Genomic DNA, 23,640 nt, shown 5'->3' with positions numbered 1-23,640 from the left:
CATGGACCTTGTGGAGCAGCGGCAAAACCGGGGCGGAGAGGAACTGCTGGCCCTGCTGGAGCGGCTGGGAATCCGGTACGCGCTCTATGAGCACGAAGCCTTTTTCACAGTGGAGGAGGCGCAGAGCCGTGGCCTGGTGATGCCGGGACTCAATCTGAAGTGCCTTCTCATCAAGGACAAGAAGACGCTCCGGTTCTATCTGGTGGTCCTGGAGGACCACCGTCAGTTAGACGGCAGGCACTTTGCAAAAAGCACCGGCTGGCGGCGGCCCACCTTTGCCGGCGAAGAGGAGCTCTATGAGAAGTTAGGGCTGACGCCGGGCTCGGTGAGCCCGCTGGGCCTCGTGAACAACCAGGGGCACGACGTGGTCCTGGTGCTGGAGCGCGCTGTCCTGAACGCCGGCGATCAGGAGCTGCTGAACTTCCACCCCTGCCGCAACACGGCCACCATGGGCATCCGCAAGCGCGACTTTCTGCGCTTGGTGGAGGAGCTTGGGAACCCGGTGGTGTGGGAGCGGAAGGAACCACGGTGAAACAGCGGGGGATGGAGACATCCCCTGCTTTAATTCGGAGGAGCTATGAGAAAAACCCAGTATCAAAAGGCGCTGCGCACCGCCTTTCCCGTCACCGTCCCGGTGCTGACAGGCTTCCTCTGCCTGGGGGTGGCCTACGGTATTTTGATGTCCACCCGGGGCTACGGTGTGCTGTGGACCGGCCTGATGAGCGCGGTGGCCTTTTGCGGCAGCATGCAGTTTGTGGCCATCACGCTGCTGACCCAGGTGTTCGATCCGCTCCAGGCGCTGCTTTTGAGCATCATGGTGAACGCCCGCCACATGTTCTATGGACTGAGCATGCTGGAAAAGTACAAGGGCCTGGGGAAGGCCAAGTTCTTCCTCATCTACATGCTCTGCGACGAGACCTTTTCCATCGTCTCCACGGTAGAGCCGCCGGAAGGGGTGGAGCCCAGGGAGTATTACCTCTCCGTCACGCTGCTGGACTATGGCTACTGGCTGGCCGGGTCCCTGTTAGGCGCGGCCGTGGGCGGACTGCTGTCCTTTGACACCACAGGGCTGGACTTTGCCCTGACGGCGCTCTTTGTGGTGCTCTTCTTAGAGCAGTGGAAAAAGCGGGAAAACCGGCCCTCCGCTGTCATCGGCGTGCTCTGCACCGCGGTGAGCCTGGTGGTGTTCGGCGCGGACAACCTGGTGATACCGGCCATGGCGCTGATTCTGGTTTCGCTGCTGATTGGGAGGAAAAAGCTGTGTACTTAACGCCTGTTCAAACGCTTGTCATCATCCTGGCCGTGGCCCTTGGAACGCAGGTGACCCGGTGGCTGCCCTTTTTGCTGTTTCCGGAGAACCGGGAGCCTCCAGCTGTGGTGCGGGACCTGGGGAAGCTGCTGCCGCCCGCGGTGATGGGGCTGCTTGTGGTCTACTGTCTGAAGGGCGTGTCCCTCCGCCTTGCGCCCCACGCTCTGCCGGAGGGACTTGCTATTGCCGCCATTGTGGCGCTCCACTGCTGGAAGAGCAATGTGCTTCTCTCCATCGCGGGGGGAACGGCAGTCTATATGCTTTTGGTGCAGGTGGTCTTTGCCGGATAGAGACTGAAAAAGAGGCGCGGCCGCGCCTCTTTTCACATGCCAAAGAAAAGCCGAACGGCAAAGGCGGCGGCCATGAAGCCGGTCAGGTCCGCCGCCAGCGCCGCGGGGATGGCGTAGCGTGTCTTGTGAATGCCGGCGGAGCCGAAATAGACCGCAATGGTGTAGAAGGTGGTCTCCGTGCTGCCCAACATCACCGCGGCCACCCGGCCGATGTAGGAGTCGGGGCCGTAGGTCTGCATCAGCTCCGTACCCACCGCCAGGGCCCCGTTGCCGCTGACCGGGCGGATCAGGAGCATAGGCGTGGTCTCCGGCGGGATGCCGATGGCCCGGAGCGCCGGAGCGCAGGCCTGGGCGAAGCACTCCATGGCGCCGGAGGCCCGGAACATGGCCACGGCTGTGAGTAGCCCCACCAGGGCGGGCAGGATGCGGACGGTCACGGCCAGCCCTTCCTCCGCGCCGTGAGTCAGCGCGCCGTAGACATCCACTTTTTTGCCTGCGGCATAGAGGGCAACAAAGGCCAGCAGACAGGGTACGATCCAGGAAGAGACGTCCATCATGCCCTCCAGAACCGGGAGAAGAGCTTGGCGGCCAAAAGCCCCGCCGTCACCGAGAGAACGGAGGCCAGCCACACGGCGGGTAAAATATCAAAGGGCGAGACGGAGCCGCAGGCGCCCCGGACACCGGCGATGGTGGCGGGGATCAGCTGGATGGAGGCGGTGTTCATTACCACCAGCAGGCACAATTCATCGCTGGCTTTGCCCTCGGTTCCCCTGGCCATGCGGCGGGCCGCCCGGATGCCAAGGGGCGTGGCGGCGTTGCCCAGGCCCAGAAGGTTGGCGGAGACATTGGCGGAGATGGCCTCCAGGGTTTCCGGGTCCCGGCTTGCGCCGGGCATCAGCCGCCGCAGCAGCGGCCGGAACGCCCGGGAGAGGGCGCCGGATATGCCGGCCTGGTTCATGATTTCCATGACTCCGCTCCAGAGACAGATAATCCCCGCCATTGAAAGACATAATTCCACAGCGCTTTTTGCTCCATCCAAAGCAGCCGCACTGACAGCGCTCATATTTCCTGTAAATGCTCCGAAAATCAAGGATATTACGACCATTCCAGTCCAAACAATGGTCATTGCCATAAGACGATACCTCCTGCGTTATGTAAAACTAAATATGAATAATTTACAAATTTTGCGTGATATAGGTTGACAAAATATGACAGCCTATGATATTGTCATACATGCAAATTTACAGAGCCGTATGAGTTTTTGCATTCGCGGTTGAGCGAGAAAGGAGCGTAGGGATGAAGTCAACAGGTATTGTCAGAAAAGTGGACGAGCTGGGCCGCATTGTCCTGCCTATTGAAATGCGACGTACACTGGACATTGCCGAGAAGGACGCATTGGAGATTTATGTGGAAGGGTCCTCCGTTATTCTGAAAAAATACAAACCCAGCTGCATTTTCTGTGACAGTACAAAAGAGATTACCACGTTCAAAGGCAAGAATGTTTGCCCGAAGTGTTTAAAAGAACTGAAGAATATGTGAGAAGCGCAGACGCCTTGGGCGTCTGCTTTTTTTGCGCTGAAAAGAGAAAAGGCCCGCCGCTTTTCCATAAACGGCGGGCCTTTTTATAAACTGTGAATGCCGGCGGTGTTCGGCGGGAAGCGTCATTTGCGCGGAGGCCTCAATCGCCCTCCCGTTCTATAACAGCCTGATAAAGCTCATTGCGGGAGAGCTCCATCTCCCCGGCAACCTGACGCACAGCGTCTTTCATACGAGCGCCCCGGGCCCTGCGCTCCATGACCTGCGCCACGCCGTCGGCCAGGGTAAAGCGGGGAGGCTGCGGAAGCTCCGCTCCGGCCAGGACCAGGACATACTCGCCTTTGGGGGCGTGGTCCCGGTAAAAGAGGACAGCCTCGCCTAAAGTGGTGCGCATGGTCTCCTCGTGGAGCTTGGTCAGCTCCCGGCACAGGGCGATTTTCCGCTCCGACCCAAAAGACTCGCACAGGTCCGCCAAGGTGTTGCAGAGCTTGTGGGGCGCCTCGTGGAAGACCATGGTGCGCCGCTCGCCCGCCAGAGACTGGAGGTGCTCCCGTCGGCTTTTTTTGTTGGTGGTGAGAAACCCCTCAAAGGTAAACCGCCCGGTGGGGAGTCCCGAGACGGCCAGGGCGCTGACCGCAGCGCAACAGCCGGGAATGCTCAGCACGCTGACGCCGGACGCGGCGCACAGCCGCACCAGGTCCTCGCCGGGGTCGCTGATGGCCGGGGTGCCCGCGTCGGTGATCAGGGCGCAGCTCTCGCCGCCCACAAGGCGGTTCAGGATGGACTGCCCGGCGCTGACGTGGTTGTGCTCATGATAGCTGACCATGGGCTTTTTGACACCGAAATGGTTCAGGAGCTTGACAGAGACCCGGGTGTCCTCAGCGGCGATAAAATCCACCTGCTGCAGGGTTGACAGGGCTCGGGGAGAAAAGTCGCCTAAGTTTCCGATGGGGGTGGCGACCAGGTACAGTGTTCCGCTCATAAGGGCGCGTCCTCCGTTGTTCGATTTCGAAAGTAGATGGCATCCACCTCCGGCGTGTCCCGGCCCGCCTGGTCCCGGAGCACAAGGGGCGGCTCCATGTCAAGGCCGCTTCCGCCGCCCCGCCGGCCCTCCAGGAGCAGCAGGGAAGGGGCGGCGCCGCCGCGGCTCTCCACCCACCGCAGCCGCTTGGGCTCGATGCCGCAGCCGCGCAGGGCGCACATCAGGTCACACAGCCGCTCCGGCCGGTGGACCAGGGCCAGCCGCCCGCCCCAGCGCAGCAGCCGCGCCGCCGCGGAGGAGACCTCCTCCAACGAGGCGGCCTCCTCCGCCCGGGCGATCCGGCGGGCCGGTCCACGGGCGGCAAAGCCGCTGCCCGGTTTAAAGTAAGGCGGGTTGCAGACCACCAGGTCAAAGCTGCCCGCAGGCGGAAGCTGTTCCGGGCGGCGCAGGTCGGCCTGTAAAAAAGACATGGTGAATCTGTTTTCCGCAGCGCTCTTCCGGGCCAGAGACAGAGGACCCGGCTGGATGTCCACTCCCGTTACCTGGAGGGTTGGCTCCCGGGCCAGCAGCAGAAACCCCAGAAGCCCGGTGCCGCAGCCCAGATCGCAGACCCGCTCCTTCGGGCGGAGGCGGGGAAAGGCGCCCAACAGAAAGGAATCGGTGCCCGGGGGAAAATATGCGTCGTCATAGTAATAGCGCGGCCCGCCCGGCCACAACTGGTCCGTCCGCTCCATGGCAGCCCTCCGGATTTGGAATCGCCGCCCCGCGGATCGGCAGAGGCGGCGGATGAAACTACTTTATTATATAATATCGCAGGGGCGGAAGCAACAAAAATACACCGTGGAGCCCCACGGTGTATTTTATGTATTGTCCGATTATTCAGCGGGAACAATGGCGCCGTTGGGGCAGGTATCGCTGCAAGCGCCGCAGTCCAAGCAAGCGCCGGCATCGATGATGTAGGAATCATCGCCCTGGCTGATTGCGCCGGCAGGGCAGGCATCCGCGCAGGCACCGCAGCTGACGCAAGCAGAAGTGATCTTGTAAGCCATGGGAAGCACCTCCATAAAATTTTGTATTCTCAATTGTATCATGATTCCTGAAAATTGCAAGCGGTTTTTTGTTATTTGATTCACAAAACCCGTTCACAAATTGTTTTCAAATTGGTCAAAGAAAGTCAAACTTCACCCCTTGACATTTGGCACCGGCGTGGTATACTGACAATCAGAAACAAGGTCAAAGAAAGTCAAAGTCAGACTGAAAGGCCGATACAGAAAGGCGGGACAACGAATGGGAATTTCCGATTTGATCGCGGACTTCATCCAGGACAGTCTGGAGGAGGCCGACGGCGTACTGGAGCTGCAGCGCAGCGACCTGGCGCAGCGGTTCAACTGTGTGCCAAGCCAGATCAACTACGTCATGTCCACCCGCTTTTCTCCGGAGCACGGGTATATCGTGGAAAGCCGCAGAGGCGGCAACGGATATATCCGCATCACCCGGGTGCGGGTGGATCGCCAGACGCTGCTGATGCAGGTTATCAACTCCATCGGCGACGAGATAGATCTGAAGTCGGCCCGGGCCATCTTGGGCAACCTGGTGGAATCCGGGGCGGTGGAGTTAGAGGTGGGACGGACGCTGCTGATCGCCATCGGCGACAACGCGCTGCGGTCCGTGGCCCGGGAGGACCGGGACCGTCTGCGGGCGTCCATTGTCAAACAGGTGCTGGTGCACGCTGTGTAGCCGGCCAGATGCATTTGTCAGTTTATTTTAAATGATATATTGGAGGTATGGATTATGAAGTGCGAAAATTGTGGCAAGAATGAAGTTACGTTTGTGTATAAGAGCAATATCAACGGCAAGGTGGAAGAGAAGCACCTGTGCCAGGAGTGCGCGGAGAAGTTGGGGTACACCAAGAGAATCCAGGAGAGCTACACCGGTATGCAGAACCTGTTCCAAAGGAGTTTTGCCTCCATGTTCACCCCCATGCTGGCCGGCGGAAGGGATTCCTTCTTCGGCGAGGGCTTCGGCGGACTGTTGGGCGACAGCTTTTTCCAGGACTTCTTCTCCGTGCCGGCCCTGGGCGGCGGCCAGAGCGCCTCTCAGGAGAACGAGCACCTCGTCTCCGATGAAGAGCAGAAGCAGGTGTCCCGCCAGCGGGAGCTGAACGCCCTTCGGGTGGAGATGAAAAAGGCCATTGAAAGCGAGAACTTTGAACGGGCGGCGGAGCTGAGAGATCAGATCCGCGCCAAGGAACAGGAAAACTGAGAGAGGGGGGAGACTCCCCCTCTCATTTCCAAAAAGGAGTGAAATCAGAATGAATGAAAATAAATTTACCCCCCGTGCGGAAAACGCCCTGCGCTATGCCCAGGAGGCGGCCGGTGAGTTAGGACACGGCTATGTGGGCAGCGAGCATCTGCTGCTGGGCCTGATCCGGGAGGAAGAGGGCATCGCCTATCGCTGTCTCACCGACGCTGGACTGACCGCGGATATGGTCCGCGATCTGATCCGCAAGAGCGTAGGCGCCGGCCTGCCCGGCAGCGACCCTGCCCAGGGGCTGACCCCCCGGGCCAAGCGGGCGGTGGAGATCGCCGTGGAGGAGTCCATGCGGGGCGGATTCGGCTATGTGGGCACGGAGCACCTGCTGCTGGGCCTGCTGCGGGAGGGCAGCAACATGGCGGTCCGCATCCTGCGCACCGCGGGCGTGGATCCCCGGAAGCTCTACTCCGCTGTGATGCAGAAGCTGAATGAAGCGCCCCGCAGCCAGCAGCCCTCCGCCGACAACCGGACCAAGGACGACGGCAAGAGCAAGACGCTGAAGGAATTCACCCGGGATTTGACCGCGGCCGCCCGGGAGGGCAAGTTAGACCCGGTCATTGGCCGGGACGATGAGATTCAGAGGGTGATCCAGATTCTCTCCCGCCGTACCAAGAACAACCCCGTGCTCATCGGCGAGCCGGGTGTGGGCAAGACGGCCATCGCCGAGGGCCTGGCCCAGAAGATCGTGGTGGGCGATGTGCCGGAGGAGCTGTTGGACAAGAAAATCCTCTCCCTGGACCTCAGCGGCATGGTGGCCGGCACCAAGTACCGGGGCGAGTTTGAAGAGCGCATCAAAAATACCCTCAACGAGGTGAAGCGCTCCGGAGACGTGATATTGTTCATCGACGAGCTGCACACCATTGTGGGTGCGGGCTCCGCCGAGGGAGCCGTGGACGCTGCCAACATCATCAAGCCCGCCCTTGGCCGGGGAGAAATCCGGGTCATCGGCGCCACCACGCTGAACGAATACCGCAAATACATTGAAAAAGACGCGGCTCTGGAGCGCCGCTTCCAGCCCGTCCAGGTGGGCGAGCCGAGCCAGGAAGCCAGCGTTGAAATCCTCAAGGGGCTGCGGGACAAGTATGAGGCGCACCACAAGCTGACCATCACCGACGAGGCGCTGGAGGCCGCGGTCCACCTGTCCGCCCGGTATATCAACGACCGGTTTCTGCCGGACAAGGCCATCGACCTGATGGACGAGGCTGCCTCCCAGGTGCGGATGAAGGGCGAGGAGGTCTCGCCGGACCTGAAGGCCCTGGAGGAGAAGCTTGCGGTTTTGCAGCGGGAAAAGCAGGAGGCCGTCACCTCCCAGGACTTTGAAAAGGCCGCTCAGCTGAGGGACATTGAAAAGGACTACAAGGAGCAGATGGAGATCGAACGGGACAAGCAGCGCCGCCAGCACACCAGCCGCCCCGTCACCGAAGAGGACATCGCCGCCGTTGTGTCCAAGTGGACCGGCGTGCCGGTGACCCGTCTCACGGAGGACGAGGGTGAGCGGCTTCTCAAGATGGAGGAGACGCTCCACCAGCGTGTGGTGGGCCAGGACGAGGCGGTCCGGGCCGTGGCCCGGGCCATCCGCCGGGGCCGTGTGGGATTGAAAGACCCCAAGCGCCCCATTGGCTCCTTCCTGTTCTTAGGCCCCACCGGCGTGGGCAAGACGGAGCTGTGCAAGACGTTAGCAGAGGCCATGTTCGGCGATGAGAAGGCCATGATCCGCATCGATATGTCCGAGTATATGGAAAAACACACCGTCTCCCGCCTGGTGGGCTCCCCTCCCGGCTATGTGGGCTATGAGGAGGGCGGCCAGCTGACGGAGAAGGTGCGCAGAAAGCCCTATTCCGTGGTGCTTTTCGATGAGATCGAAAAAGCCCACGAGGACGTGTGGAACATCCTGCTCCAGATTCTGGAGGACGGCCGCATCACCGACTCCCAGGGCCGGACCGTGGATTTCAAGAACACGGTGATCGTCATGACCTCCAACGTGGGCGCCAAGGCCATCACCAACGCCGACTCCGGCAGACTGGGCTTTGCGCCGGAGAAGGACGCCGGGGAGGAGAAAAAGTTTGAGTCCGTCAAGGCCGCTGTGATGGAGGAGCTGCGCCGCACATTCCGCCCCGAGTTTCTCAACCGCATCGACGAGACCATTGTATTCCGCCGTCTGAGTCAGGAGGACATCGCCGAGATTGCCCGCCGTATGCTCAGGAGCACGGCAAAGCGGATGGAGGCCATGGGTATCCGCCTGGAGGCAGACGATAAGGCCATCGCGGAGCTGGCCAAGGAGGGATTTGACCCCGTCTATGGAGCCCGTCCCCTGCGCCGGTGCATCCAGAGCAAGGTGGAGGACGCCGTGGCCGAACAGATGCTGGAGGGCGCCCTCAAAGAGGGCGACACCGCCCGCATCAGCGTGGAGGACAACAAGCTGTGCATCAGCAAATAAGACGCAAAGGCGCCGCTGGAAAAACTCCAGCGGCGCCTTTTTTGTTTGTTCCGGCGCTACAGGTAGAGGCGGGCCACGTCGTTGTACATCCGGGAGATGTCCCGCAGGATGTCGTCGTGGCCGAAATCCGTGTGGTACACCATGTTGATCTCCCGCATCATGCTCAGGTTCTCCACCGGCAGCGCGGTGAGCTTTCCCTTTTTCAGCTCGTCAAGACACGCGCTCTTGGCCAGGATGGACACGCCGTAGCCCCGACGGATCAGGTCCTTGATGGTGGCGATGTTGTCCACCTCCAGCACCACGTTGAACTCCTCGATGGAGATGCCCCGACTCTCAAGGTGGGAGAGGAAAAGGTTCTGCGTGCCGGAGCTTGGCAGACGCAGGATCAACCGCTGGTTTTTCAGCTCCTCAACGGTCACGATCCCCTGCTTGGCCAGCGAGTGGCTGTTGGGCACGATCAGCACCAGACTGTCCGTATCCAACAGCAGGGAATTGTAGCCCGGTTCCGCCAGAGGACCCTCCACAATGGCCAGGTCGATCTCATAGGTGCGCAGTTTTGCATAAAGATTTTTTATGGTGTCAGTAATAAGCATTATTTTTACATCATGGTTTTCGCTGCAGTATTTGGCCAGCGCTTCGGCCACCGGATTGCTCTCCGAGGTGTGGGTCAGGCCCACCACAATCCGGGTCAGCTGCTGCTTTTCATCCTGAATATCCCGCTGAAGGTTGTGTACCAGGGCGATCATCCGCTTTGCATATCGGATGGCAATTTCGCCCTCAGCTGTCAATTTTAGTGAGCCGCCGCCCCGATGGAACAGTTTTACGCCCAATTCCTGTTCCAGCTGGCGAATGTGCTGGCTGACGGCGGGCTGGGTCAGAGACAGCTGCTCCGCGGCCTTGGTAAAGCTGCCGGTTTCGCATACGCGCAGCAGCGTATAGAGCTTGGAATCGATCATGCGGCTCACTCCTTATTAGAAAAATTTATGCAGAATGAATATTTCATAATTTGACTTGTGGGTAATTGCGGCTATATTGAAGTATAGAGATCATACTACAACGCGGAACAAAAATCAATCTGCGATCAAGGAGGAGTAGAAATGGGAAACATCGTGATGCGGCAGCCGGCTGATATTTTGCTGAGCCTGGCCCTCATTCTGCTCTCCGGCTTTGCCCTGACCCGACTGACCAAGAAACTGAAGCTGCCGGACGTGACCGGCTACATTCTGGCGGGCATTCTCATCGGACCGGATCTGTTGGGCCTGGTGCCGCCGGAGATCATCGAACATATGGATTTTGTCAGCGACGTGGCGCTGGCCTTCATCGCCTTCGGAGTGGGGCAGTACTTCCGCCGGGAAACGCTGCGGGAGATGGGCAAGGGACTGATCCTTGTGACGCTCCTGGAATCCCTGCTGCCCGGGGCAATGGTAGCGCTGGCCATGCGCTTTTTGTTCCACCAGGATGTGGCGCTTTCCCTGCTGCTGGGGGCCATTGCCACGGCCACGGCGCCGGCCAGCACGCTGATGACCATCCGCCAATACCGGGCTGACGGGCCTTTTGTCCACCTGCTTCTGGCAGTGGTGGCTCTGGACGACGGCGTATGCCTTTTGACCTTCAGCGCGGCCTCCGCCGTGGTGGACGCCATGGAGGGCGCGGGAGTGTCATTGCGCTCGGCGCTGCTGCCTGTTTTTTGGAACATAGCGGCGCTGGCTATGGGCGCGGCGCTGGGATTTTTGCTCACGGTGCTTCTGACCTCCAGACGCAGCCGCGGAAACCGGCTGATTTTGACCATCGCGGTGCTTTTGACCCTGTGCGGCGTGTGCGCGCTGATCGACGTATCCCCGCTGCTGGCGTGCATGGTGTGCAGCGCGGTCTACATCAACCGTACCGGACAGCAGGATCTCTACGCCCAGGTGGATGAGTTTACGCCGCCGGTGCTCAGCCTGTTTTTCATTGTCTCCGGCATGAATCTGGACGTCATGGCGCTCAAGACCGTGGGTCTTGCGGGATTGGGCTACTTTGTCATCCGTATCGTCGGAAAGTACCTGGGCGCCTATCTGGGGTGCCGCTGCATCGGCACGGACCGCCGCACCCGGGACTGGCTGGGCTTTGCCCTGATCCCCCAGGCCGGCGTTGCCATCGGCCTTGCGTTTTTGGGCAAGCGGGTGCTGCCGGAGGGCATCGGCGATTTGCTGCTGACAGTAATTTTGGCCTCCTCGGTGCTCTATGAGCTCATCGGGCCGGGCTGCGCCAAGTTGGCGCTGTTCCGCTCCGGAGCCATTCCGACCCAGGAAAAGAAAGAGGCCAGCCTAAAAAAAGCGGTGTGAAAAAGTGAAAAGCGAAGCCGCCGGAGTCATTCTCTCCGGCGGCATTTCGTGTCTTTTCCATCCATTCTATGAAGATAGGATTAAGGTTTGCGCAAATGCCTTGTGTTTTTGGGAAAAATAGCGTATACTACTCAGCAATACCTGACTGGATTTCAGATAGAAAGGAATAAAATAATGCCTTTTGACTTTCATTTCGGCAATATGAACGGTGGATTCGGCCCGGATGGCCAGGGCTTTACACCGCCGCCGCCTAAAGAGCGCAAGCCCCGCAAGGCCATCGGCAACAAGTTTACCCGCGTGCTCATCAACATCGCGGTGACGCTGGTGGTGGGAGCGGTCTACTTCTACCTGCGCCTGCCGGCCCTGAACCTCCACGCGGAGGAGTTCTACACCTTTGTGCTGCTGCTGTGCGCGGTGTATGTGGGCTCGGCACTCTTTACCTCCGGCTTCCAGGGGGAGGGGGCAAGGGGGTATTTCAGCTTTGTCAAAAAACAGTGTACAGTGCCCTTCCTGGTGCTCATCGTCCTGGTGGCCACCGTTGCCGTGGGCGCGCTGAGTTCCTGGGTGGTGTTCCGGGCCTCAAGCTACAGTGAGCTGCTGCCCATTGAAACGGGGGACTTTACCGCGGAGGTGGATGAGATATCCTATGGGCAGATCCCCATGGTGGACCGGGATTCCGCCGCCCGCCTGGGCGCGCGGAAGTTAGGCGAGTTAGCCGACATGGTCTCCCAGTTTGAGGTGCTGCCCAACTACACCCAGATCAACTACCAGGGCCGTCCCGTCCGGGTGACCTCCCTGGGGTATGCGGACCTCATCAAGTGGTTTACCAACCGGTCCGATGGCCTGCCCGCCTATCTCATTGTGGACATGGTGAGCCAGGACGTGGAGGTGGTGCGCCTGAACGAGGGCATGAAGTTCACCACGGCCGAGCACCTTGGCCGCAACCTGTACCGCCACCTGCGCTTCGGCTATCCCACGTTCATGTTTGCCGAGCCCGTCTTTGAGATCGACGAGGAGGGGATGCCCTGGTGGGTCTGCCCCCGGATGGTGAAGAGCATCGGGCTGTTCGGCGGAACGGACATCAAGGGTGCTGTGCTGGTCAATGCGGTCACCGGAGAGAGTCAGTATTATGAGGAGGTTCCCTCTTGGGTGGACCAGGTCTATGTGGCCGAGCTCATCATGCAGCAGTACGACTACTACGGCCAGTATCACAATGGCTTTTTCAACTCCATCTTCGGCCAGCGGGACGTCACCATCACCACGGACGGATACAACTATATTGCCATCGGTGACGACGTCTATATGTACACCGGCGTGACGTCCGTCACCTCGGACCAGTCCAACATCGGCTTTTTGCTGAGCAACCAGCGGACCAAGGAGACCAGCTTCTACTCCGTGGCCGGCGCCACCGAGGAGTCCGCCATGCGCTCCGCCGAGGGCCAGGTCCAGCAGATGTCCTATAACGCCACCTTCCCGCTGCTGCTGAATATCGCCGAACAGCCCACTTACTTTATGGCGTTGAAGGATGCGGCGGGCTTGGTGAAGATGTACGCCATGGTCAACGTGGAGCAGTACCAGATTGTGGCCACGGGCCAGACGGTGGCGGACTGCGAGATCAACTACCGCCAGATGCTGGCAAACAACAACCTCATTGAAAAAGAGGACGCCAATATTTCCGCCGGGGAAGAGGATTTCGGGCCGACGGAGTTTGAGATCGCCGACATCCGCACCGCGGTCATCGACGGCAGCACCAACTACTTTATCGGCGCGGGTGAGGCAGAGGGCGAGGGGCAGGTCTACTTCCAGATCAGCATGGCCGACGACCCCACGGCGGCGTTCCTGCAGACGGGCGATGGGGTGCTGCTTTACTACGACCGGATTCAGGAGCCTGTGGAGCTTCTTACCCATGACGGAGAGCCCCGCTGCACCATCTACAAGGCTACCCAGATTGCGAAGGTATACGGGGCGAGCGGGGAACCCTCCGGCAGTCAGGGCGCCGGAGAGGGGACGCCGACCCCTTAACAGTCAAAAAAGACGCCGCCCAATTGGGCGGCGTCTTTTTTTGAACGGAAAGAAGGCTTGCGCTGCCGGCGGGGCAATGGTAGGATAAAAGAAGGTAAAAAAGAGGAGGAGGAGCATATGAGCGCATACGATACCGTGCTGTTCGACCTGGACGGCACACTTTTAAATACACTGGACGATTTAAGAGACAGCGTCAACTTCATCCTTGAACGCTATGGCTGCCCCACCTGGGAGGGGGCGGAGATCCGCCCTTTTCTTGGGAACGGTATCCGGCGCCTGATGGAGCTGGCGGTGCCCGGAGGGGCGGAGCACCCAAGATTCAAGGAGATGTTCGAGGAGTTCCGCGTCTATTATACAGCCCACTGTGAGCAGAAGACCCGACCCTATCCCGGGGTGGAAGAGCTGCTGCGGGAGCTGAAAGAGCGTGGGCTGCGCATGGCGGTGGTTTCCAACAAGAACCATGAGGCTGTGGAGGAGTTGGGCAGGCGGTTTTTCCCCTGTCTCTCCGTATGTGTGGGGCAGCAGGAGGGGCTGCGGCGTAAGCCGGCGCCGGATATGGCGGAGTCAGCCATGAAGGCTCTGGGCGCCGCAAGGGATCGAACGGTATACGTAGGAGATTCGGAGGTGGACTTTCAGACTGCGCAGAATGCGGAGCTGCCCTGCATCCTGGTGTCCTGGGGCTTCCGGGACCGGCGGGAGATAGAGGCCCTTCATCCGGCGGCGCTGGTGGACGACCCGCAGATGCTTCTGAAAGAACTCACCCGGTAGGGGCGGCGCCTATGGGAGAGAATGGTTGAAGCGGAGTGTAAGATTTTTCCTCAAAGACCTTGCCAAATGACGAATCGTGCAATAAAATAAAAGAAGAGATTTAGGGTGCGGCGCCGGATGATAAGGAGGGACAGTATGCAGCAGGAGCTTTCAAAACTCAAACAGGAGAATGAACGCCTGGAGCAGTTGGCCCACCTGGACTGGCTGACCGGAATCTGCAACCGGGGGTATACCGAGGAGTGCGTGGATGGACTTTTATCCAGCCGCCAGACCGGCGTTTTGCTGATGCTGGATGTGGACCGGTTCAAGCAGGTGAACGACCGGTACGGCCACATCACGGGAGACCGGCTGCTGGAAAAAATCGCAGAGAAGCTGAGAACCATGGTGTTTCGAACCGATATTTTGGGGCGTGTGGGCGGAGACGAGTTTGTGATCTTCATGCCCATTGGGCAGGAGGAGCGGTTTGTGGAGGAGCGCTGCGTCCAGATCCGGGACCGGCTCCGGTTTGTGGAGCTGGACGGCCAGGAGTTCCAGCTCTCTGTGACGGTGGCCGGCGCGCTGGCGGAGCAGGGAGACGATTATCAGACGCTGTTTGACCGGGCGGACCAAATCCTTCTGGAGAAGAAGCGGTCCAGAAAGCGACTTCCCACTCTTTCTGTACAGGAGCATAAGGGTATGATCAAAAAGGGAATAGCCATCGACATGGAGCGAATCCGGGAGGAGCTGTCCGAGCAGGAGACGATCCCCGGCGCCTACTGCCAGGACTATGAAACCTTCAAAAGCATCTACCGGTTTGTGGAGCGGCGGATGCGGCGGGTCAATATGCCTGTTTGCATCCTGCTGTTCACCCTCACCGACGGGAAGGGTGAATTTCCCGACCTGCACCAGCGGGAGGCACAGATGCGTGTGCTGCAGGAGGGCATTCAGAGCTCTCTGCGGGCCGGGGACGTGTTTACACAGTATACAAGCTGCCAGTTTTTGGTCATGGTTTCGGACTCCGACCCGGAGCAGGCGGAGCGGATTGCCGAGCGGATATCCGATGCGTTTTACCGGACTCTGGACCTCTGGTCAGGCAGTCTCCTGCATCACTGCTACCCCATGCGGCCGCGTCAGGGTGGAAAATAAACGGAAGAGTTTTGCGTCCCGGCGCTGCGGCGCCGGGACTTTTTTTGAAATGCGTAAAAAATTGGAAAAGACTGTATGGAAATTGTTGGAGACGATTGTGTTTTACAGGAAGATGCGGTACAATGAAAAAGATCATTGATCTGAAAACATGCCGGGTAAGATAGTGCTCCCGCAATGAGAAGAAGAGGTGGATTGACCATGGCCAAACGGGACACGCTTTTGATTGTGGACGATATGGAGATCAACCGCGCCATTTTGCGCGGCATGTTTGAGGATGAGTATAATATTCTGGAGGCGGAGAACGGGGAGCGGGCGCTGCTGCTTCTGCGGCAGTATCAGCAGCAGATCACCGCGGTGCTGCTGGACCTTGTGATGCCTATCAAGGACGGCTATCAGGTGATGGAGGAGATGAATCGCAGTAATTTGATCTCCCGGATTCCCGTGGTTGTCATCACCTCGGAGGAGCGGCCTGAAAGCGAGGTGCACTCCTTTGACCTGGGGGCTTCCGACATCATCCGCAAGCCATTTGAAATCCATGTAGTCCGGCGCCGGGTCAACAACGTGGTGGAGCTGTGCCGCCATAAGCTGCAGCTTGAGGAGCTTGTGGAAGAGCAGTCCGTCCGGCTGCGCCAGGCCAATTCCGTGCTCATCGACGCCATGTCCTCCGTCATTGAGTCCCGCAGCCTGGAGTCCGGGCAGCACATCCGCCGGATTCGCCTTTTCACCAAAATTCTGTTGGAGGACGTGGCCAGAAGCTATCAGGAATATGATCTCCATGACCGGGAGATCGCCATCATTGCCGACGCGGCCTCCATGCACGACATCGGGAAGATCGCCATTCCGGATTCAATTTTGAATAAGCCGGGCCGCCTGAGTCCGGAGGAGTTCGAGGTGATGAAGACCCACACCACCAAAGGCTGCGAGATTCTGGCCGGTCTGGACCGGATGCAGGACAGGGAATACCTCAGGTACGCCTACAACATCTGCCGCTACCACCATGAGCGCTGGGACGGCAGGGGCTATCCGGACGGGCTGAAGGGCGACAGCATCCCCATCTGTGCTCAGGTGGTGGCTATTGCCGACTGCTATGACGCGCTGACCACGGACCGGGTCTATAAAAAGGCCATTCCCCCGGCCCAGGCCTTTACCATGATCATCAACGGCGAATGCGGCGCGTTTTCGCCGCGTCTGCTGGAATGCTTTAAAAATGCCCAGGCCGCCTTTGCCCGGCTTTCCCGGGAATATGCCGACGGCCGGCCCGCCGAGACCTCGGGGGGTATGATGGCCTCGCCGAAGGGACATCAGTTCACCACGGAGATCAACACGCTGGAGCAGGGGCAGCTGAAGTATTTTTCCCTGCTGCGGTATCTTGGGTCCACGGTGATGGAGGTGGATTTCAACACAGGCGTCTATCATGTGGTGTATCTTGCGGACGACAGTTTTGCCTCACTGCGCTCCGGCGCCCAGTTTGAGGATTCCATCAGCGCCTTTGCCCAATCGGCGGTACACCCCGACGACCGGGATATGGTGCTGGAGATTCTTGGGCCCTATGGCCGGGAGTTCTTTACAGAGGGGAGAATGAAACGGACCAGAAAGTACCGGGTTTTCAACCGCCTCACCGGGAGCTACGACTGGTATGAGGCGACGCTGGTCCGGGTGGACCTGAACAGCCCCCGTCAGCGCAAGGGACTGATTATCTGGCGCAGGGCGGAAGGAAGCCGGAGCGACCACACCCAGATAAGATTCACCCAGAATCAGATCTACGACTCCCTGCTGGAGGGCATCTACCAGTGTGAAAATGACAAGTGGTTCACGCTGCTCCACTTCAACCAGGGGCTCTTGGATCTGGTGGGATATACGAATGAGGAGCTTGCGGACCGGTTCCATAACCGCTACATGGAGCTGTTGTACGAGCCTGACCGGGAACCCATGGCCGCCCAGGTGAAAGGGCAGCTCAACAGCGGCAGGGTCTATAAGGGCGAATACCGGCTGGTGCGGAAGGACGGGTCGCTGATCTGGGTTTTGGACCACTGCCTGCTTGCGGTGGACGAGGATGGCAATGAATGCTTTTACTCCATCTTGCTGGACATCACCAAATCCAAGCAGTACCAGGAGGAGCTGAGGCTTTCGCTGGAGCGCCATGAGATCATTCTCAACCAGAGCAACGACATCATCTTTGAATGGGATGTGGCCACCGACAGCCTGATGGTCTCCTCCAACTGGGAGAAGCGCTTTGGCTACCAGCCCATCACCCGGGACGCCAGCCGAATGCTGCCTGTGGTCTCCCACATCCACCCCGACGACGCCCAGCAGATATCCAATCTGGTTCAGGCGGCCTGTTCCGGAGAGGGGTACATTCAGGCGGAGCTGCGCTTTGCCGAGGCCAACGGACGGTACCGCTGGTGCCGGGTTCGGGCCACCACACAGCTGGATGCCAAGCATCACCCGGTCAAGGTGGTGGGCGTTCTGACCGATATCGACAATGAGAAGCGGGCAACCCAAAAGCTGATGGACCGGGCGGAACGGGACACGCTGACCAAGCTCTACAACAAAGAGGCCGGCCGCAAACGGGTGGAGTGGTGCATTGACCACAGCGAGCCCACGGACAGCTCGGCCATGCTGATCATCGATGTGGACGATTTTAAGCAGGTCAACGACCGGTTTGGCCACATGTTCGGCGATGCGGTGCTGGCCCGGATGGCCGAGCGGGTCACAGGGCTGTTCCGGGAGGGAGATGTGCTGGCCCGCATCGGCGGAGACGAATTTTTGGCCTTTATGCCCTCCCTTCCCTCCAAGGAGGTGGCCCAGACCCGGGCCCAGAAGATCATCGATTCCATCCGTTCCCTGATGCAGGAGGAGACCAGGGATGTCCGGCTGTCCTACAGCATTGGAATCGCCTATTTTCCCGGAGACGGCGAGGACTTTGACACACTTTTCGGCCATGCCGATCAGGCGCTTTACCGAGCAAAGGCCGCGGGGAAAAACTGCTGGCAGGAATACAGCGACGCCATGCCGACATGGCCTGGCGTCCATGAGCCTCTGGCGGCCCGCACCCGCATCGATTCGGAGGGATACTCCGGCGTCAACCTGGACCGCCTGATCTCAGGCGCGTTTGAGAAGCTGTACAACGCCGCCGACTTGGACGGTGCGGTGAATTCCATCCTTGAGACGGTGGGCCGGACGTTTAATGTGAGCAGGGTGTATATTTTTGATAGTATCGGCGATGGGCTCCACTGCTGCAATACATATGAATGGTGCAACGAGGGAATCCACCCGGAGAAGGAACAGCTGCAAAACTACCCCTATGTGGAGGGGGATTCAGACTATCGGGACAACTTCACCGAGGGCGGCGTGTTTTACTGTCCGGATATCAAGAAGCTGCCGAAGGGCCAGCGGGAGGAGCTGGGGAGACAGGGTGTTTTCTCCGTGCTGCAGTGCGCCGTTATTGAAAACGGAGAATTCCGCGGATTTGTGGGGTTTGACGACTGCGCCCTACACCGGCTCTGGACCCAGGAGCAGATCAATATGCTGGCGTTTTTGTCCAAACTGCTGTATGTGTTTCTGATGCGCAAGCGGGCCATGGACCGCCTGGGCGAGCGGGAGAAAAAATAAATATGAAAAAGAGGGAGGACTTTGTCCTCCCTCTTTTTTGCCGGGTGGAAATCAGACTCAAAAAAGCCGCGTCTGGGATTGCTCCCGCTTATCCTCAAAGCGGCGGAGGTATTGAAAGACGCTCTGCGGTGTGTGGAGCACGCCGCGTACAGCGCACTCCGCGTGGAAAAGCCGCATCAAAGGGTCGTGGCGGGGACTGGGGCAGAAATAGCTGTTGCCGAAGGCGCGTTCATAGCGCTGCCGCAGACCGGGAAAGTCGGCGTCCAGCCTGCTGTAAAAGTACTCCCGGTTTCCGGAGCGCAGCGTGAGACCCATGCCGAAGCACACGATCCCCACCACCCGGGCCTCAAAGCAGCGCTCCAGAAGGCCGCGGAGATTTTCCTCCGTGTCGTTTAAAAACGGGAGGAAGGGGCACAGCCACACCACGGTGGGAATTCCCTCGTCCTGCAGCCGAAAAAGAACCTCCACCCGCCTGGACGTGGTGCAAACGCGGGGCTCCACGATGCTGCACAAGGCTTCATCGCAGGTGGTCAGCGTCATCTGAACCACGCATTTGGTCTTGGACTGGATGCTGCGCAGCAGGTCCAGATCCCGCAGAACCAGGTCCGATTTGGTGAGCAGCGTGGCACCGAAGTCATACCGGTCGATCAGTTCAAGGCAGCGACGGGTCAGCCGCTCCGTTTTCTCCAGCGGCAGATAGGGGTCGGACATGGCGCCGGTGGCGATCATGCAGCGGCTGCGCTTGCGGCGAAGCGCGGCCTCCAACAGCTCCGGGGCGTTCCGCTTCACGGCCACGTCCTCAAAGTCGTGGTCCATCTGATAGCATGCGCTGCGGGAGTCGCAGTAGATGCAGCCGTGGGTACAGCCCCGGTAGAGGTTCATCCCGTTGCCCGCTGAGAGGATGGCTTTGGCCTGTAAATCGTGCATAGCCTACTCCGCCTGACGGTCCGGGAGCGGCGCGATCAGACGGCGGACATAGTCCGGCGGCACATCCATCCGCTCAGCGACCTGACCGACACACATGCCGGAGTCCAGAAAGCGGCGGGCCACAGCGGACAGAGGCTCGCCCACCTCCACAATATTCCGGTCCGGGTCATAGATGCGCACCACCCGCTGGCCCCAGGCGTGTTCGTGGGGCGGATGGACATAGTTGGGACAGGGCTGGAGGCGGAGCAGAAAGCGGTCGAACTCCTCCTCCTCAAAATAGAGCTCCCCGGCGTTGTGGCCGGTCAGGATATCCCGGCCCCGTAGGAACTCCCGCCACGTGCCCATTGTCTGAAGAGTCAGACGGTTGGAAAGCGTCACATTGGCGCCGAAATCGGCGGTGACCGTCATCCCCAACAGGCCGCAGTAAAACTCCTTGGATTTTTCCAGATCCTCCACGGCAAGGAGGGTGCATTGATAGGTCATGGGGGTTAGTCCTTTCTCTTTTGAGATGGCGTAAACGATTGTTTTTGCACGCATGTTCCCGGTTTTGCCGGGGGCGTGTATGGACTTCAGCCCGTGTGGCGCGCGGAGCGGATCAGACCGCCGCTCCACGTGATCAGTCTGGCTGAGAGCTCCTCCAACCGGTCTGGCGGGGTCTCAAGCAGGAGCCGCTCCTCCGGGGAGAGCAGTTCAAGCAGCTGACTTCGGCGGCGGATCAGCTGTCCGGTCTTCAGGCAATGGTGGAGGCGGAGGGTGAAAAAAGCGGATTTCTGCACCGCGGCCAGATGCTGTACGCTCTGCGCATGTATGAGATTGTGGGCGCAGGCGTGATAGATGGCGCAGGCCCCGGACAGCACGCCGCGCCGCAGGGCGTCCGCGTCGATCCGGCCGCGAAGGAACGCCAAATCCCCTAAGAGGGGGGTGGTGTCCAGATAGAGGGAGCAGAGGTCTCCCGCCTCCCAGCCAAGAAGCTCCTCGTTTCCGCCCACAAAGCCGCACAGCAGCTCCCGGCGGGGAAGGGCGGCCACGGCCTGCCGGTAGCGGAGCATGTCCCCGGCATCCATGCGGTCAAGAATCAGCACCATGTCAATGTCGCTTGACGCGGTAGCCTCTCCCCGTCCCCAGCTGCCCTGGAGGCCGATGCAGACGATCCGACAGGGAAAGGCGGCTTTCACGGCGGCACAGTATTGATCGATCCACTGTTTCATGGGGACCTCCGTTTAAATGATTTGGTAAAAAAGAGAGAACGCGCCGCCCGGCGGAGACGCGTTCATTCAGCGGCCTTCAGCGGCGCGGGGATTCAGGCGCCTTACAGCCGCATGGATTGGTTTGACAGAGGAAAGCTGTCCGGAAGAATCAAGGGCCAAAGACAATCGATCAAAATCGGATCAGTCCGTTTCGTCGGAAACCTCCAGCAGGTTCTCCAATTCGCAGCGGAAGCGGCCCTCCAGGAGGCTTCCGCTGCGCAGGTGATCGAAGAAGGCGGCGTATCCGTTGGGGGAGAGGAAGTGGAAAATATACCGCTCCGGCTCTCCCAACTCCTCCATGCGCCGGTTCAGCTCCTCAAAGTGCTGGAGGGCGTAACGGTATTTGGCCTTATTCTCCGAGCTGTCGTCCCGATCCATCTTGGTCTCCACCACCAGATAGTAGGTAATGTTGTCCCGTTCCGTTTTCAGGAAGAAATCCGGGTTGAACTGGCCGTGGTAGTACTTTCTGGTCTTGGATTTCCCGGAGAGCTGTATTCGATCTCATAGAAGTTCCGGTCCCGGGACTTGACCCAGGCGGTGAGAAGGGCCGCGTTTTCCCGCTTCAGCAGACGGTCCACAAATTGCCGCTCCGGCTTGGAATAGGCCAGCACGGTGGTGACGGGGGTTTTGAAAAGGCAGTAGTCGATGTCCCTGCGGTAGGCGGACACGGGGAAGGTCTCGTCGTCCAGGACCTCATCAATCACAGCGCGCTGCTCCTCGTCGGTGATCTCGTTTTCCCAGTTGTTTGTCAGGTAGACGGTCCTGTCCTGGCGCAGCATGCCCACGCTGGCGGACTGCTTGCGCAGACTGGCGGTGGAGATGTCCCGGATGCTGCCGGCCACGGACTTGGAGACCACGGATTTGGACTTTTTCCGCAGCAGCGGCGTAAAGGCGGAGAGAATCTTATGGGCGTTTTTCTCCACCAGCACATCGCCCCGGTTTCCCCTCTTTTCCATGGACAGCCGGATGATCCGCTCAATAACCTCCCGGGGCGGCAAGCGGTTTTGGGTGTACTCCTCGTCGCCCAAGCGCAGCGTCTTGCCCTCCCACTCCCGCATTTTGAACTCATCGTAAAGCTTGTCAACCACCTCGCCGATGGTCCAGGTGACGTTTCGGATGGCATAGTTGCGCTCGTGGGAGCTGCCGCTAAATACGGTCTCATAAGTGGTGCCCTTTTCCACCACCACGGACTGGGATTCCAGGACAATGCCCTCGCTCAGCAGTCTGGTGAAATCCACGGAGTCCGAATCGCTCTTTTTGGGCACCTCGATCTGCTTGGTGGAGTAGTCGATGTTCCGGACGGTGAAGTGGTACTTGCTCCGCTCGCCGGAGCTCAGCACGTCGCTGCTGACCCGGGCCTCCACCTCCAGCACCTCGTTCACAAGCTTTTTGATCTTGCTGCTCCAGGCTTTGTGGTTGAAGACAATGACCCTGGGCCAGGTTTGAAATTGCTCCGGAGGCACCCGCAGGCCACGGCCCAGCACCTGGGCGATGAGGAGCCTGGAGTTAAACGCCCGGTCCTCCCACGGGACGATCTGGAAGACGTTTTTCACATCCCAGCCCTCGGTCAGCATGGATACAGAGATGATCCACTCGGTCTGATCCGTGCGCTGGTCCACGTATTTCAGCTTCCGGACATTTGCCTTGTGCTCCCGGGCGGAGGTGACGATCAGCACCTTGCCCTCCACCGCCTCTTTGGGTTTGTTTTCCTGCTTGGAGAGGAAGGAAAGAAAGTCCTCGTGGAGCCGTTTGGCGTGGGCGATATCCCGGGTCACAAGGATGGAGATGGGCTTGACCAGAGGGTAGAGCTGAACATTGTCCAGGTGGTTCTGGTAGATCTTCTGGAACCGCTCGTAGTCGCCTTTGCTGTCGTCCTCCCTGACATAGTCCACATTCTTGATGATGCGGTCCTCCATGGCCTGGCGCAGGGAGTAGCGGTAGATGACGTCGGGGAAGTATTCGTCGTCAATGTAGGCGGTGCCGGTAAAACCAAGGAGGTAGCGGAAGTCGTACTGAGGATCCAGCAGGAACGCCTTCCACTTTTTAATGCCGGTGCTTTCCGCGGTTTTGCCGGAGGGCTTGTTGAAGAGATGGTGGGCCTCGTCGTTTAAAACAAGGGTGCGCCGGCCCTTGCCGGCAAAGCTGTCATGGATGGAGGAGCCGGTGGCCTCATAGACGGCGTGGATGTTCTCCACGCAGAGGGCCCCCTTTTTGACGGTCTCGTTCGCCGACACAATGCTTGGGTTTTTGATAACGGCCTCCTCGGGGATCAGCGCCTTGAGCCCCTCGTCGCCGCTGAGGGCTTCAAACTTCTCCGTCAGAGCGGATTCAATAGTCAGGGAGGGGCACAGCACCAGCACCCGGTCCACCAGCCCCAATCCCAGGGCGATCTGGGCGATTCCATACATCACATAGGATTTTCCGGTGCCCGTGGCCAGGTCGATGGTGGCGTAGAGCTTGTCCCGCATCTGGAGCGAATCCAGGAAGTCATTCAGGGAGAGATACTTTTCCTGAATGCAGGTGTTGACGCGGAAGTTCTCCCGGGCCAGATCGCCTAAGGAGCCGTAGCTGCCTGTGGCCAGGTAGAGGATGGCCAGCCGGATGGCCTCCTCCTGATAGGGGCGGTTGCTGCACAGCCGCCGGATAAAGGGGAGCCAGGCATCCAGGTCCAGCCTGGTGGTATCATAGACGGTGCGGACCCGCAGGACCAGCTCCGACTGTTTAAAGGATTTCACTTCTTTCATTGCG

The 23,640-nt window shown here is 59.5% G+C and carries 23 protein-coding genes; 12 read left to right on the top strand and 11 right to left on the bottom strand.

Annotation, left to right across the window (positions count from 1 at the left end):
* Nucleotide 1 precedes the first annotated feature (1 nt).
* The 3 genes from KQI82_RS13160 to KQI82_RS13150 are packed head-to-tail and all read left to right on the top strand — an operon-like array spanning nt 2 to nt 1,599.
* Complete coding sequence (locus KQI82_RS13160) at nt 2-532, top strand: prolyl-tRNA synthetase associated domain-containing protein (protein WP_216633175.1); 531 nt, start codon at nt 2-4, stop codon at nt 530-532.
* A gap of 45 nt (nt 533-577) precedes the next feature.
* The gene (locus KQI82_RS13155) at nt 578-1,270 is read left to right on the top strand and encodes an AzlC family ABC transporter permease (protein ID WP_216633174.1); all 693 of its coding nucleotides are present in this window, start codon (nt 578-580) and stop codon (nt 1,268-1,270) included.
* On the top strand, nt 1,261-1,599 hold the full coding sequence (locus tag KQI82_RS13150) for a branched-chain amino acid transporter permease (protein WP_216633173.1): 339 nt from the start codon (nt 1,261-1,263) through the stop codon (nt 1,597-1,599). Before KQI82_RS13155 ends, KQI82_RS13150 begins: the two co-directional genes overlap by 10 nt.
* 32 nt (nt 1,600-1,631) lie before the next feature.
* On the opposite strand, the gene KQI82_RS13145 is transcribed toward KQI82_RS13150, so the two are convergent.
* Nucleotides 1,632-2,153 (bottom strand): spore maturation protein, encoded by a 522-nt coding sequence (locus KQI82_RS13145; RefSeq protein ID WP_216633718.1) that lies wholly within the window; start codon nt 2,151-2,153, stop codon nt 1,632-1,634.
* Complete coding sequence (locus tag KQI82_RS13140) at nt 2,153-2,599, bottom strand: nucleoside recognition domain-containing protein (RefSeq protein WP_277602923.1); 447 nt, start codon at nt 2,597-2,599, stop codon at nt 2,153-2,155. The genes KQI82_RS13145 and KQI82_RS13140 overlap by 1 nt, the downstream gene beginning before the upstream one ends.
* A 296-nt stretch (nt 2,600-2,895) precedes the next feature.
* On the opposite strand from KQI82_RS13140, the gene KQI82_RS13135 reads away from it, so the two are divergent.
* A complete protein-coding gene (locus KQI82_RS13135) occupies nt 2,896-3,138 on the top strand; it encodes an AbrB/MazE/SpoVT family DNA-binding domain-containing protein (protein WP_216633171.1) in 243 nt (80 codons plus the stop codon).
* Between the two features lie 139 nt (nt 3,139-3,277).
* Here the strand turns inward: KQI82_RS13135 and rsmI are convergent, their stop codons facing one another.
* From rsmI to KQI82_RS13120, 3 genes are all read right to left on the bottom strand, one after another.
* Nucleotides 3,278-4,117, bottom strand: coding sequence for a 16S rRNA (cytidine(1402)-2'-O)-methyltransferase (gene rsmI / locus KQI82_RS13130; protein ID WP_216633170.1), 840 nt, complete (start codon nt 4,115-4,117; stop codon nt 3,278-3,280).
* A complete protein-coding gene (locus KQI82_RS13125) occupies nt 4,114-4,851 on the bottom strand; it encodes a tRNA1(Val) (adenine(37)-N6)-methyltransferase (RefSeq protein WP_216633169.1) in 738 nt (245 codons plus the stop codon). The genes rsmI and KQI82_RS13125 overlap by 4 nt, the downstream gene beginning before the upstream one ends.
* Before the next feature lie 141 nt (nt 4,852-4,992).
* Complete coding sequence (locus tag KQI82_RS13120) at nt 4,993-5,166, bottom strand: DUF362 domain-containing protein (protein ID WP_216633168.1); 174 nt, start codon at nt 5,164-5,166, stop codon at nt 4,993-4,995.
* A gap of 238 nt (nt 5,167-5,404) precedes the next feature.
* Between KQI82_RS13120 and KQI82_RS13115 the strand changes: the two genes are divergently transcribed.
* From KQI82_RS13115 to KQI82_RS13105, 3 genes are read left to right on the top strand one after another with little or no spacing between them, the layout of a single operon-like run.
* Entirely contained in the window at nt 5,405-5,854 is a 450-nt protein-coding gene (locus KQI82_RS13115) for a CtsR family transcriptional regulator (protein WP_216633167.1), read from the top strand.
* Between the two features lie 54 nt (nt 5,855-5,908).
* Nucleotides 5,909-6,379 (top strand): UvrB/UvrC motif-containing protein, encoded by a 471-nt coding sequence (locus tag KQI82_RS13110; protein WP_216633166.1) that lies wholly within the window; start codon nt 5,909-5,911, stop codon nt 6,377-6,379.
* A 49-nt stretch (nt 6,380-6,428) separates the two neighbouring features.
* Nucleotides 6,429-8,867, top strand: coding sequence for an ATP-dependent Clp protease ATP-binding subunit (locus KQI82_RS13105; RefSeq protein ID WP_216633165.1), 2,439 nt, complete (start codon nt 6,429-6,431; stop codon nt 8,865-8,867).
* Nucleotides 8,868-8,923: 56 nt separating this feature from the next.
* On the opposite strand, the gene KQI82_RS13100 is transcribed toward KQI82_RS13105, so the two are convergent.
* A complete protein-coding gene (locus KQI82_RS13100; protein WP_216633164.1) occupies nt 8,924-9,823 on the bottom strand; it encodes a LysR family transcriptional regulator in 900 nt (299 codons plus the stop codon).
* A 141-nt stretch (nt 9,824-9,964) separates the two neighbouring features.
* Between KQI82_RS13100 and KQI82_RS13095 the strand changes: the two genes are divergently transcribed.
* The 5 genes from KQI82_RS13095 (at nt 9,965) to KQI82_RS13075 (ending at nt 18,718) form a co-directional block, all read left to right on the top strand.
* Nucleotides 9,965-11,191: a cation:proton antiporter gene (locus KQI82_RS13095; RefSeq protein WP_216633163.1), complete on the top strand. Its 1,227-nt coding sequence runs from the start codon at nt 9,965-9,967 to the stop codon at nt 11,189-11,191.
* 201 nt (nt 11,192-11,392) lie between these two features.
* On the top strand, nt 11,393-13,213 hold the full coding sequence (locus tag KQI82_RS13090) for a CvpA family protein (protein WP_241426713.1): 1,821 nt from the start codon (nt 11,393-11,395) through the stop codon (nt 13,211-13,213).
* 117 nt (nt 13,214-13,330) lie between these two features.
* Nucleotides 13,331-13,981, top strand: coding sequence for an HAD family hydrolase (locus tag KQI82_RS13085; RefSeq protein WP_216633162.1), 651 nt, complete (start codon nt 13,331-13,333; stop codon nt 13,979-13,981).
* Nucleotides 13,982-14,116: 135 nt separating this feature from the next.
* Complete coding sequence (locus tag KQI82_RS13080; protein ID WP_216633161.1) at nt 14,117-15,106, top strand: diguanylate cyclase domain-containing protein; 990 nt, start codon at nt 14,117-14,119, stop codon at nt 15,104-15,106.
* 174 nt (nt 15,107-15,280) lie between these two features.
* Nucleotides 15,281-18,718 (top strand): diguanylate cyclase domain-containing protein, encoded by a 3,438-nt coding sequence (locus tag KQI82_RS13075; RefSeq protein WP_216633160.1) that lies wholly within the window; start codon nt 15,281-15,283, stop codon nt 18,716-18,718.
* Nucleotides 18,719-18,775: 57 nt separating this feature from the next.
* Here the strand turns inward: KQI82_RS13075 and KQI82_RS13070 are convergent, their stop codons facing one another.
* The 5 genes from KQI82_RS13070 to KQI82_RS13050 form a co-directional block, all read right to left on the bottom strand.
* Nucleotides 18,776-19,645 (bottom strand): SPL family radical SAM protein, encoded by an 870-nt coding sequence (locus KQI82_RS13070; RefSeq protein ID WP_216633159.1) that lies wholly within the window; start codon nt 19,643-19,645, stop codon nt 18,776-18,778.
* 3 nt (nt 19,646-19,648) lie between these two features.
* The gene (locus KQI82_RS13065) at nt 19,649-20,182 is read right to left on the bottom strand and encodes a VOC family protein (protein WP_338148982.1); all 534 of its coding nucleotides are present in this window, start codon (nt 20,180-20,182) and stop codon (nt 19,649-19,651) included.
* 32 nt (nt 20,183-20,214) lie between these two features.
* Complete coding sequence (locus KQI82_RS13060; protein ID WP_216633158.1) at nt 20,215-20,853, bottom strand: nucleotidyltransferase domain-containing protein; 639 nt, start codon at nt 20,851-20,853, stop codon at nt 20,215-20,217.
* Nucleotides 20,854-21,033: 180 nt separating this feature from the next.
* The gene (locus KQI82_RS13055) at nt 21,034-21,285 is read right to left on the bottom strand and encodes a hypothetical protein (RefSeq protein ID WP_338148981.1); all 252 of its coding nucleotides are present in this window, start codon (nt 21,283-21,285) and stop codon (nt 21,034-21,036) included.
* 32 nt (nt 21,286-21,317) lie between these two features.
* Complete coding sequence (locus tag KQI82_RS13050; protein WP_216633156.1) at nt 21,318-23,636, bottom strand: DEAD/DEAH box helicase; 2,319 nt, start codon at nt 23,634-23,636, stop codon at nt 21,318-21,320.
* Nucleotides 23,637-23,640 lie beyond the last annotated feature (4 nt).

Origin of the sequence: Dysosmobacter acutus (genome assembly GCF_018919205.1) — a bacterium.
Classification (GTDB): Bacteria; Bacillota; Clostridia; order Oscillospirales; family Oscillospiraceae; genus Oscillibacter; species Oscillibacter acutus.
The sequence above is the reverse complement of the archived record's forward strand: the minus strand, read 5'-3'. Positions and strand labels throughout refer to the sequence as shown.

What these genes read in the sequence shown, in the direction of transcription:
- KQI82_RS13160 (WP_216633175.1), top strand. Translation starts at nt 2, where the DNA reads ATGGACCTTGTGGAGCAGCGGCAAAACCGGGGCGGAGAGGAACTGCTG.
- KQI82_RS13155 (WP_216633174.1), top strand. Translation starts at nt 578, where the DNA reads ATGAGAAAAACCCAGTATCAAAAGGCGCTGCGCACCGCCTTTCCCGTC.
- KQI82_RS13145 (WP_216633718.1), bottom strand. Translation starts at nt 2,153, where the DNA reads ATGGACGTCTCTTCCTGGATCGTACCCTGTCTGCTGGCCTTTGTTGCC.
- KQI82_RS13140 (WP_277602923.1), bottom strand. Translation starts at nt 2,599, where the DNA reads ATGGCGGGGATTATCTGTCTCTGGAGCGGAGTCATGGAAATCATGAAC.
- KQI82_RS13135 (WP_216633171.1), top strand. Translation starts at nt 2,896, where the DNA reads ATGAAGTCAACAGGTATTGTCAGAAAAGTGGACGAGCTGGGCCGCATT.
- rsmI (WP_216633170.1), bottom strand. Translation starts at nt 4,117, where the DNA reads ATGAGCGGAACACTGTACCTGGTCGCCACCCCCATCGGAAACTTAGGC.
- KQI82_RS13125 (WP_216633169.1), bottom strand. Translation starts at nt 4,851, where the DNA reads ATGGAGCGGACGGACCAGTTGTGGCCGGGCGGGCCGCGCTATTACTAT.
- KQI82_RS13120 (WP_216633168.1), bottom strand. Translation starts at nt 5,166, where the DNA reads ATGGCTTACAAGATCACTTCTGCTTGCGTCAGCTGCGGTGCCTGCGCG.
- KQI82_RS13115 (WP_216633167.1), top strand. Translation starts at nt 5,405, where the DNA reads ATGGGAATTTCCGATTTGATCGCGGACTTCATCCAGGACAGTCTGGAG.
- KQI82_RS13110 (WP_216633166.1), top strand. Translation starts at nt 5,909, where the DNA reads ATGAAGTGCGAAAATTGTGGCAAGAATGAAGTTACGTTTGTGTATAAG.
- KQI82_RS13105 (WP_216633165.1), top strand. Translation starts at nt 6,429, where the DNA reads ATGAATGAAAATAAATTTACCCCCCGTGCGGAAAACGCCCTGCGCTAT.
- KQI82_RS13100 (WP_216633164.1), bottom strand. Translation starts at nt 9,823, where the DNA reads ATGATCGATTCCAAGCTCTATACGCTGCTGCGCGTATGCGAAACCGGC.
- KQI82_RS13095 (WP_216633163.1), top strand. Translation starts at nt 9,965, where the DNA reads ATGGGAAACATCGTGATGCGGCAGCCGGCTGATATTTTGCTGAGCCTG.
- KQI82_RS13090 (WP_241426713.1), top strand. Translation starts at nt 11,393, where the DNA reads ATGAACGGTGGATTCGGCCCGGATGGCCAGGGCTTTACACCGCCGCCG.
- KQI82_RS13085 (WP_216633162.1), top strand. Translation starts at nt 13,331, where the DNA reads ATGAGCGCATACGATACCGTGCTGTTCGACCTGGACGGCACACTTTTA.
- KQI82_RS13080 (WP_216633161.1), top strand. Translation starts at nt 14,117, where the DNA reads ATGCAGCAGGAGCTTTCAAAACTCAAACAGGAGAATGAACGCCTGGAG.
- KQI82_RS13075 (WP_216633160.1), top strand. Translation starts at nt 15,281, where the DNA reads ATGAGAAGAAGAGGTGGATTGACCATGGCCAAACGGGACACGCTTTTG.
- KQI82_RS13070 (WP_216633159.1), bottom strand. Translation starts at nt 19,645, where the DNA reads ATGCACGATTTACAGGCCAAAGCCATCCTCTCAGCGGGCAACGGGATG.
- KQI82_RS13065 (WP_338148982.1), bottom strand. Translation starts at nt 20,182, where the DNA reads ATGCGTGCAAAAACAATCGTTTACGCCATCTCAAAAGAGAAAGGACTA.
- KQI82_RS13060 (WP_216633158.1), bottom strand. Translation starts at nt 20,853, where the DNA reads ATGAAACAGTGGATCGATCAATACTGTGCCGCCGTGAAAGCCGCCTTT.
- KQI82_RS13050 (WP_216633156.1), bottom strand. Translation starts at nt 23,636, where the DNA reads ATGAAAGAAGTGAAATCCTTTAAACAGTCGGAGCTGGTCCTGCGGGTC.